The sequence below is a fragment of the Streptomyces sp. Isolate_45 genome, assembly GCF_024721315.2.
GTDB lineage: Bacteria > Actinomycetota > Actinomycetes > Streptomycetales > Streptomycetaceae > Streptomyces.
On record NZ_JANFAK020000250.1, the window covers coordinates 1 to 8,558 of the forward strand.

An 8,558-nucleotide genomic window follows, 5' to 3' on the forward strand; every position below is an offset into this window, starting at 1 on the left:
GGCCGCGGCGGGGGCGGTGGCGGTGGTGCTCGCGGCCGGTGATCCGCCGGTGCTGGCGCTGGTGCTCGCCCTGGGCGGGGTGCTGTGCGCGGGGGCGGCGCTGCGGGTGGACCGGCGGCGCCTGGGCTGGGTGGCCATGGCGCTGTTCGTGGCGGCGACGTGGGTCCGCCTCGGCGCGTCGGGGGTGACGGTGCCGGAGGCGTACGCGCTGCCGGTGTCGGTGCCGGCCCTGGCAGTGGGCTTCCTGTCCCGCCGCAAGGATCCGGCGGTCTCCTCGTGGACGGCGTACGGGCCGGGGCTGGGGGCGACGCTGCTGCCGAGCCTGGTCGCCGCCTGGGGGGACGCCCACTGGCCGCGCCCCCTGCTGCTGGGCCTGGCCGCGCTGGCCCTGACACTGGCGGGCGCGCACCGGCGGCTCGCGGCCCCGCTGCTGCTGGGCGGCGTCACGCTGGCGGCGGTGGCCCTGCACGAGCTGGCCCCGTACGTGGTGCAGGTGGCGGGGGCGCTCCCCCGGTGGCTGCCGCCGGCGCTGGCGGGCCTGCTGCTGCTGATGGTGGGGGCGACGTACGAGAAGCGGCTGCGCGACGCCCGGCGGCTGCGGGGAGCCCTGGGGCGGCTCCGCTGAGGCGGGCGGGCGGGAACGCCGAGGGCCCGGAGACTCTCGCGGAGTCTCCGGGCCCTCGGTCCGGGTGGGCGATACTGGGTTCGAACCAGTGACCCCTTCGGTGTGAACGAAGTGCTCTCCCACTGAGCTAATCGCCCGGACGCACCGCAAACATTACCGCATGTCAGCGGTGCTCCGTGACCACCTCCGGCGGCCTACTGGTCCTTGATGTCCCAGGGCAGGACGAGCCCGTACTTCCACAGGTAGAAGCCGATCAGCGCGCCCGCGACGACGAGGCCCACGCTGGTCAGGATGATGTTGCGGCGCCGGACCTTGGGGTCGAGCGCCTTCTGCGCGGCCTCACTGACCTTGCGCTTGGTCCAGCGCAGGACGAGGTGGGCCCAGGCGAACTCGGTGGCCCAGATCGCCAGGCCGGCGAAGATCGCCACCCAGCCGGGGCCGGGCAGGACGAGCATGGCGATGCCGGCCCCGATGACGGCCAGGCCGACGATGAAGACGCCGACCTGCCAGCTCAGGTGGAGGCTGCGGTTGGCCTTGATGAAGGCGGGCGCCTTCGACACGTGCGGCGTTTCCTCGGCGGGCGCCCCGCCGGTGGCGGACTCATTGGTCTCGCGGTCACTCCCCGTATTCATGCCGCCGAATCTACCGGAGCCCGAAGCACACGTGAACGCCGGTTTGGATCCGCCGTCCGAGGGACCCAGAGGTCCGCAAAACGGTCAGAGGGGTTTACAACGCCACCGTAGGTGGCATGTCGATTTCGCCGACGTGCGAATCCCCGAGCGCACACTGAGCGAAAGGCCCTGGCGCTTATGAACACCACGGTCAGCTGCGAGCTGCACCTGCGCCTCGTTGTGTCGAGCGAGTCCTCACTGCCTGTTCCCGCGGGCCTGCGGTATGACACGGCCGACCCCTACGCCGTGCACGCCACCTTCCACACCGGCGCCGAGGAGACGGTCGAGTGGGTATTCGCCCGTGACCTCCTCGCGGAGGGCCTGCACCGGCCCACCGGTACCGGCGACGTCCGCGTCTGGCCGTCCCGCAGCCACGGTCAGGGCGTCGTCTGCATCGCCCTGAGCTCACCGGAGGGAGAAGCACTGCTCGAAGCACCCGCCCGAGCACTCGAATCGTTCCTCAAGCGGACGGACGCCGCGGTTCCACCCGGGACCGAGCACCGGCACTTCGACCTCGACAAGGAGCTCTCCCACATCCTGGCCGAAAGCTGAGCCAGGCCTACCGCGGCTCGACACCGTCCGACTCGGGGCGACGGTGCGGGTCGGACAACCACATACGCACGTGCCGGCGCTGTTCTCGCGGGAGCCAACCGCGAGGGCGGCGCCCGTGCGCTGGTGCCGTGGCCCTCGCGGCCGCAGCACCAGGGGCTCCCGCACCGCCCGATCCTCCGGGTAACCCCTTGCGGGAAGGCGCTAGAGTCGGCCACCAGCGGCGGCAGCCGACCGTCGCCGCAGGCCCGGCCTTCCAGGGAGCGACCCCGTGCAGATCCCCCACGACACCCGTCGCGCGCTCGACGTCGTCGTCGCGCTGGTGAACACCGCGGCCGAACCGGACCAGCCCGACGGGCTCTCCGACATCGGCGCGCTGCGCGGCTTCGTCCAGGAGTACGCGATCAGCGACGTCGGCGAGCTCAGCGCCCGCGACCTCGCCGGGGTCCGGACGGTGCGCGGCAAGTTCGCCCTGGTCTTCGCGGCTCCGAACTCCCGTGCGGCGTCCGTACTGATCAACGAGCTGGTCGCCACGGCCGGCACCACGCCCCAGCTGACGGACCACGACGGCTACGACTGGCACGTGCACTACTTCGCGCCGGGCGCCTCGGTGGGCGACCACCTCGCGGCCGACGGCGGGATGGCGCTGGCCTTCATCGTGGTCTCCGGCGAGCAGGAGCGGCTGCGGCGCTGCGAGGCGCCGGACTGCCGGCGTGCCTTCGTGGACCTGTCGCGGAACCGCTCCCGGCGCTACTGCGACAGCCGGACCTGCGGGAACCGGCTCCACGTGGCCGCCTACCGGGCGCGGCGCAAGGAGGCGGACGCCCACCCCGAGGCGTCAGAGCATGAAGAGGTCGTGCACGGCGGCGAGTAGCAGCAGGGTCCCGATCACCCCCAGGAAGATCATCAGAGGGGGTTGGGAGAGGGCGAAGAGACACCCTCGCCCTTCCTCGGCGAGGGGGGCCTCGGCGACGGGGGCGGGGGCCGGCGGATCACCCGGCGATGTTTCGAGCATGTCGGGGCGATGATCGCGCAGCACCCGCCGAATCTGCCCCCAACACGCCAGTACGGACGCGGTAGTTCGCCCGCACTCGTCACTTCAGGTGGTTCCCCGGGGCTTGCGCCCCCGCCGGGGCGCCGAGTGCGGTAGGGCGTCGGCGGGACCCCCGGGGGGCGGGGTCAGATGCCGTGCTTCTTGAGGATGGCCTCGATGTCGGAGAAGTCGTCCGCCGGAGCCGCCGGAGCCCGCCGGGCCGTGGGCGCCGGTCGGGATCCCGCGCCGAGCGAGGGCGCGGACGCCGTGGGCGCGACGGCGTCCCGCGCCGGGCCGCCCCCGGCCGCCTTCGCGGGCTTGGCACCGGGGACCTTGGCCCCTCGGCGACGCTCGACCGTCCGCGTGATCACGAAGAGCAGCCAGGCCAGGCCCAGCAGTCCGAAGCCGGCCCACACCGACGGCTTGAAGACCATCCCCGACACCCACCCCACGACACCCGTCAGCACCAGGGCGACCGGCACCAGCGAGTACGCCGCGATGCGCGTGGCGGCCAGGAACCGCCTGCGGTACGCGGTCACCGCGGCGAGGCCCAGGCCGGCCGCGGACACCGCGGAACATATGGTCTCGGCAATCATGCGGTCCTCCGGCGGTGAGGGGGCGGGCGGGCGATCCGTCCCTTACATCCTGCACCGCTCGGTACCGTCCCGGCCATGCCCCGGGCGCGACCCCGCCCGATCTCCGGGACATCTCCGGGTCCCGCCTCCTCCCCAGGTCCCGGTCGGTGCGCGGGTACGGGGCTGGGAGACTGTTCCCATGACCGATTCCGTGATCCTCGACGTCTGGTGCGAACTCCAGTGCCCGGACTGCCACAGCGCCCTGGACGACGTGCGCGCCCTGCGGGCCCGCTACGGCGACCGGCTGGACATCCGGCTGCGCCACTTCCCCCTGGAGAAGCACAAGCACGCCTTCGCCGCGGCGCAGGCCGCCGAGGAGGCCGTGGAGCAGGGACAGGGCTGGCCGTACGCGGAGGCCCTGCTGGCGCGGACCGCCGAGCTGGGCTCCCGCGGTGAGGCCGTTCTGCTCGATGTGGCGCGTGAACTCGGCCTGGACGTCGAAGAGTTCGACACCGCGCTGATCGACGGCCGGCACATCCTGATCGTCGACGCCGACCAGGCCGAGGGCAAGGCCATCGGCGTGACCGGCACCCCGACCTACGTGATCGACGGCGAGCGCCTCGACGGCGGCAAGAGCCAGGAGGGCCTGCGCGCCCGCATCGAGGAGATCGTCGACCGGCTCCTCGCGGGCTGACGCTCGCGCCCGCTCACAGCACTAGATGAGGTCCTTGGCGAGGTTGAGGGACGTGGTCCGGTAGCCGAGGGACCCGTACAGCCGCACCGCCGGGGTGTTGGCGCTGAAGACGTGCAGCGCCAGGACCCGGTGGCCCGCGCCGAGGGCGGTCCGCTCGGCCAGGAGCATCAGGTCGCGGCCGTACCCGCGGCCCCGGTGCTCCTCGGCGACCTCGACGTCGAAGACGTACGCGTTCCCGTCGAGCGGTGCGACCCACACCTGCCCGACGGGCGTACCGGCCGCCTCCAGGACGCGCAGGGCGACCCCGGGGGTGTCCAGTCCCCGGGGCAGTTGCCGGTCGTGGTCGGCGGCCGACTTGGCGGCCGCGGCCTCGGGCGACAGACCCCGCTCCACCCAGTTCGCGGCGTACGACTCGCGGGCCCGGGGGTTCCAGACCTCGTACTCGGCCTCCGTCATGGGGCGGCCGAGGACCCCGGCGGAGAGCGCGGGCGGCTCGGCGGGGAGCTCCTTGGCCATGTTGCGGCCGTACTCGACGTATCCGAGGGCCCCGGCGAGCCGGGTCCCGCCCGCGGAACCGGCCGGAACGGCGATCCGCACCCGTCGACAGCCCCAGGCGCGCAGGACCTCCTCGGCGGCGAGCGCCGCGACGGTCGCCCGCCCCCGCCGGCGGTCCGGCTCGTCGATGGCCAGCTCGCGGATCTCACCGACCGACGGCCCGAAGGGCGTGTCGGCGGCGATCAGGAGCGTCCCGACGCGCCTGCTGTTGACCCGGACCTCGTAGGGGCGCGAACGCGCGCCGCCCTCGCTCTGCTGAAGCGGCCCGCTCGGCCGCAGGGTGGTGGTCATCGTCGATTTCTACCCGCCCCGAGGCCCCGTGACTACGGGTCCAGGTCCGAGCCCGCGCGCTCGTCGAAGACCCGCATGGCCTTCGCCGTGACCGGGCCGGGGGCTCCAAGGGTGCGGCCGTCGACGCGGTGGACGGCCTGGACGTCGCGCAGGGTGGAGGTCAGGAAGACCTCGTCGGCGCGCTCCAGCACCTCGAAGGGGAGGTCCGTCTCCTTGGCGCCGGTCCACTCGACGGCGAGGGCCCGGGTGATCCCCGCGAGGCAGCCCGAGGCCACGGGCGGGGTGTGCAGTTCGCCGTCCAGGACGACGAAGACGTTGGAGCCGGTGCCCTCGCAGAGCTGCCCGACGGTGTTGGCGAAGAGGGCCTCGGAGGCCTCCTCCCGGTGCGCCCGGGCCAGGGCGACCACGTTCTCCGCGTACGAGGTGGTCTTCAGCCCGGTCAGCGGCGAGCGCTCGTTGCGGACCCAGGGGACGGTGATCACCGCGGTGGTGTCGGGGCGACGGGTGGTGCCGCCGAGGGCGACGATCAGGGTGGGGCCGGCCTCGCCGCGGTCGGAGCCCAGCGGGGACGCGCCTCCGGTGTAGGTGATCCGCAGCCGGCCGAGCGCCACCGGGTTGGCCTCCAGTACGGCGGCGCACGCACGGCGCACCTCGTCGAGGTCGGGGTCGGGCAGGCCGAGGCCGCGGGCCGAGCGGGTCAGCCGGTCGAGGTGGCGGGTGAGGGCGAAGACCCGGCCGTGCTCCGCCTTGAGCGTCTCGAAGACGCCGTCGCCCACGGTCAGGCCGTGGTCCAGCACCGACACCTTCGCGTCCTCGGCGTCCCGCAGTGCTCCGTCGAGCCAGATCCTCACCGTACGGTCCCTCCACTCAGGTCGTGCGTCTCGTGTGTGCCCGACGCTACAGCGAGCAGCCGGGCGGCCTTCAGTTCCGTCTCCGCCCACTCGCGGTCGGGGTCGGACCCCCAGGTGATCCCGGCGCCGGTGCCGAAGCACAGACGGGGGCCGCCGGGGGCCTCGCGGTCGATCCAGAACGTACGGATACCCACGGCGAGCCCGGCCGTGCGCCGGTCGGCGTCGACCCAGCCGATGCCGCCGCAGTAGGGGCCGCGCGGGACGGTCTCCAGCGCTTCGATGATCCGCAGCGCGGAGGACTTGGGGGCGCCCGTGACGGAGCCGGGCGGGAAGGTCGCGGCCAGCAGCTCGGGCCAGCCGGCGCCGTCGGCCAGTTCGCCGCCGACCCGGGAGACGAGGTGGACCAGGCCCGGGTGCTCCTCCACTTCGCACAGGGCGGGCACGGTGACGGACCCGGTGGCGCAGACGCGACCCAGGTCGTTGCGGACGAGGTCGACGATCATCACGTTCTCGGCGTGGTCCTTGGGGAGCAGGTCGCCGACGGTGCGGCCGGTGCCCTTGATCGGGCCGGACTCGACGTACCGTCCGGAGCGGCTCAGGAAGAGCTCCGGTGAGGCGGTGGCGATCTCCACGCCGTGAGCGGGGAGACGAATCGTTCCTGCATAGGGGGCGGGGTTACCGCGCGCGAGGAGGCTCGTCAGGGCGTCGACGTCGGCGGAGTCCGGATCGGGCAGCGGGGCGGACATCACGCGGCAGAGGTTGGCCTGGTAGACCTCCCCGGCCGCGATGTGCTCCCGGATCCTGCGCACACCGGTGACGTACGCGGCCCGGTCGAGGGAGGAGGACCACTGGTCGGCTCCGGGCCCCGACCAGGCGCCCGGCACGGGCGGGGGCACGGGATCGGGGCGTACGTCCCCGAAGCGCGCGCAGACCAGCCGGCCCTCGAAGTCGGCGGCCACCGCCCAGAACCCGGTGGAGTCCAGGGCGGAGGCGTCACTGGTGACGTCTCGGAGGTCGGTCGCGAGGAGGCCGCCGAAGCGGGCCAGGGGAGGCAGGTCGTGAGGCAGGTCGTGCACGGCTGCGAGTCTATGACCGGTGACGTGATGGCGCCGGAGAGGTGACGGTCGGGTGACCGGCGGTGATCGTGCGGCAGCACGCTGCGGAAACGCGTTTTTGAGCTGGCCCGGGAATCCGCTAGAGTTCAACACGTCGCCAGGGAGCGAAGGGGGAACACCCCGGAGCGAACACGGTGACCTGCGGACGTAGCTCAGTTGGTAGAGCACCACCTTGCCAAGGTGGATGTCGCGAGTTCGAGTCTCGTCGTCCGCTCGAAGTGGGGGATTTCTTCCCGATAACCCCCGCGGCTCCATGGTGGAGTGGCCGAGAGGCGAGGCAACGGCCTGCAAAGCCGTCTACACGGGTTCAAATCCCGTCTCCACCTCCAAGGACGATTAGCTCAGCGGGAGAGCGCTTCCCTGACACGGAAGAGGTCACTGGTTCAATCCCAGTATCGTCCACTGATCCGCAAGGATCCCCGCGCGATTAGCTCAGCGGGAGAGCGCTTCCCTGACACGGAAGAGGTCACTGGTTCAATCCCAGTATCGCGCACGCAGTTCACTGCAGGTTGTGTAGTACTGTTTCACCTGCGGCTTTCGAGCCGTGGAGCCCGCGCGATTAGCTCAGCGGGAGAGCGCTTCCCTGACACGGAAGAGGTCACTGGTTCAATCCCAGTATCGCGCACCACCCGGAAGCCCCGGCCGTCGAAAGACGGCCGGGGCTTCCGCTTTTCCCGTGGCGGGGCGGGGCGGTGCGCGCGGGCACGGTCAGGAGGTCAGGAGGAGAACAACATCCGGCCGAAGCCGCCCTTGTGGTGGCCGTGATGGCCGTGGTGCCCGTGCTGTCCGTGTCCCCCGTGCTGCGGGGCGCCCCAGGCGGGAGCCGGGACGGCGTGCGTGGCCGGGTACGGGGCCGGCGGTGCGGCGGGCGGCGGGACCTGGGGGTACTGCTGGGCCGTGTACTGGGACTCCAACCGGGTCAGCGCCTCCAACTCGCCGTAGTCGAGGAAGATGCCGCGGCAGCCGCTGCACTGCTCTATCTGGACACCGTTGCGGTTGTACGTGTGCATCATCGCGTGACACTTCGGACACTGCATGACCCGATCAACTCCTCGCCGTCTGCGTCGACACCGGATGCATGCCCGGTGACGTGGCCCTCACCCTACGACGGGGCCTGCGGCTCCAACTCCGGCGGGAATGCGGCGATTCGGGCACAGGAATCCACCATCAGGCGTTCCGCCCCGTCGAGCGGGCGCCGTTCGGCCGCCGCCTTGGCCAGGGCCAGCGCCGCGCCCTGCACGGTCAGCGCCCGGGCCGCCAGGTCGAGTTCCGGCCAGGGGTCGCTGTCGGGCGGGCCGGCCGCCGGGCCGCCCGCGGCGCGGTAGGCGTCCAGGAAGCGCAGCCACACCTCCGGGGCGAGCAACCCGGCCGCGTACCAGGCCGCCGGGCGGGCCAGGTCCCAGGCGGGGGTGCCGAGTCCGAGGTCGTCCACGTCGATGAGCCGCCAGGGGCCGCCGGGGGCGGGGTGCCGCACGAGTTGCCCGAGGTGGAGGTCGCCGTGGCACAGCACCCCGCCGGGCGGGGCCTGCCGCTCCCCCCGGACCCAGGCGGGCAGGGTCGCCGCCGCCGCCCGCACGGCACGGGCCGAGATCGGAAGAG

Annotated in this window: 11 protein-coding genes, 6 tRNA genes and 1 pseudogene; 9 read left to right on the top strand and 9 right to left on the bottom strand. The window is 72.8% G+C overall.

The features are described from left to right. A pseudogene (locus NOD94_RS38695) lies at positions 1-625 on the top strand (hypothetical protein); the annotation flags it as partial. Between the two features lie 65 nt (positions 626-690). Here the strand turns inward: NOD94_RS38695 and NOD94_RS38700 are convergent. Both NOD94_RS38700 and NOD94_RS38705 read right to left on the bottom strand, forming a co-directional pair. Continuing rightward, a tRNA-Val gene (locus tag NOD94_RS38700) sits at positions 691-762 on the bottom strand. 57 nt (positions 763-819) lie between these two features. Next, positions 820-1,257: a TIGR02611 family protein gene (locus tag NOD94_RS38705; RefSeq protein ID WP_281210942.1), complete on the bottom strand. Its 438-nt coding sequence runs from the start codon at positions 1,255-1,257 to the stop codon at positions 820-822. A gap of 177 nt (positions 1,258-1,434) precedes the next feature. Between NOD94_RS38705 and NOD94_RS38710 the strand changes: the two genes are divergently transcribed. After that, positions 1,435-1,848, top strand: coding sequence for an SsgA family sporulation/cell division regulator (locus tag NOD94_RS38710; RefSeq protein WP_030011909.1), 414 nt, complete (start codon positions 1,435-1,437; stop codon positions 1,846-1,848). Between the two features lie 268 nt (positions 1,849-2,116). Then, positions 2,117-2,719 (top strand): CGNR zinc finger domain-containing protein, encoded by a 603-nt coding sequence (locus NOD94_RS38715; RefSeq protein WP_281210943.1) that lies wholly within the window; start codon positions 2,117-2,119, stop codon positions 2,717-2,719. Here the strand turns inward: NOD94_RS38715 and NOD94_RS38720 are convergent. Together NOD94_RS38720 and NOD94_RS38725 are read right to left on the bottom strand one after the other, a co-directional pair. Beyond that, positions 2,684-2,860, bottom strand: coding sequence for a hypothetical protein (locus NOD94_RS38720; protein WP_281210944.1), 177 nt, complete (start codon positions 2,858-2,860; stop codon positions 2,684-2,686). The two genes, NOD94_RS38715 and NOD94_RS38720, sit on opposite strands and share 36 nt — an antisense overlap. Before the next feature lie 164 nt (positions 2,861-3,024). Continuing rightward, positions 3,025-3,474, bottom strand: coding sequence for a hypothetical protein (locus NOD94_RS38725; protein WP_281210945.1), 450 nt, complete (start codon positions 3,472-3,474; stop codon positions 3,025-3,027). 178 nt (positions 3,475-3,652) lie between these two features. On the opposite strand from NOD94_RS38725, the gene NOD94_RS38730 reads away from it, so the two are divergent. Continuing rightward, positions 3,653-4,147 (top strand): DsbA family protein, encoded by a 495-nt coding sequence (locus NOD94_RS38730; RefSeq protein WP_281210946.1) that lies wholly within the window; start codon positions 3,653-3,655, stop codon positions 4,145-4,147. Positions 4,148-4,168: 21 nt separating this feature from the next. Here NOD94_RS38730 and NOD94_RS38735 read toward each other — a convergent pair whose 3' ends face one another. The 3 genes from NOD94_RS38735 to NOD94_RS38745 are packed head-to-tail and all read right to left on the bottom strand — an operon-like array spanning position 4,169 to position 6,920. Beyond that, positions 4,169-4,993 (bottom strand): GNAT family N-acetyltransferase, encoded by an 825-nt coding sequence (locus NOD94_RS38735; RefSeq protein WP_281210947.1) that lies wholly within the window; start codon positions 4,991-4,993, stop codon positions 4,169-4,171. 32 nt (positions 4,994-5,025) lie between these two features. Beyond that, entirely contained in the window at positions 5,026-5,844 is an 819-nt protein-coding gene (locus NOD94_RS38740; protein ID WP_281210948.1) for an aminodeoxychorismate lyase, read from the bottom strand. Continuing rightward, positions 5,841-6,920 carry a chorismate-binding protein gene (locus NOD94_RS38745; RefSeq protein WP_281210949.1) on the bottom strand — a complete coding sequence of 360 codons (1,080 nt, stop codon included), beginning with the start codon at positions 6,918-6,920 and terminating at the stop codon, positions 5,841-5,843. The genes NOD94_RS38740 and NOD94_RS38745 overlap by 4 nt, the downstream gene beginning before the upstream one ends. 180 nt (positions 6,921-7,100) lie before the next feature. Here NOD94_RS38745 and NOD94_RS38750 point away from each other — a divergent pair. From NOD94_RS38750 to NOD94_RS38770, 5 genes are all read left to right on the top strand, one after another. Then, positions 7,101-7,173, top strand: a tRNA-Gly gene (locus NOD94_RS38750). A gap of 41 nt (positions 7,174-7,214) precedes the next feature. Beyond that, a tRNA-Cys gene (locus tag NOD94_RS38755) sits at positions 7,215-7,288 on the top strand. Position 7,289: 1 nt separating this feature from the next. After that, a tRNA-Val gene (locus NOD94_RS38760) sits at positions 7,290-7,361 on the top strand. A gap of 19 nt (positions 7,362-7,380) precedes the next feature. Next, positions 7,381-7,452, top strand: a tRNA-Val gene (locus NOD94_RS38765). 60 nt (positions 7,453-7,512) lie between these two features. Continuing rightward, positions 7,513-7,587, top strand: a tRNA-Val gene (locus NOD94_RS38770). An 88-nt stretch (positions 7,588-7,675) separates the two neighbouring features. On the opposite strand, the gene NOD94_RS38775 is transcribed toward NOD94_RS38770, so the two are convergent. Further along, a complete protein-coding gene (locus tag NOD94_RS38775) occupies positions 7,676-7,996 on the bottom strand; it encodes a zf-TFIIB domain-containing protein (RefSeq protein ID WP_281210950.1) in 321 nt (106 codons plus the stop codon). Positions 7,997-8,061: 65 nt separating this feature from the next. Further along, on the bottom strand, positions 8,062-8,558 hold a 497-nt coding region (locus NOD94_RS38780), incomplete at its 5' end, for a phosphotransferase (protein ID WP_281210951.1).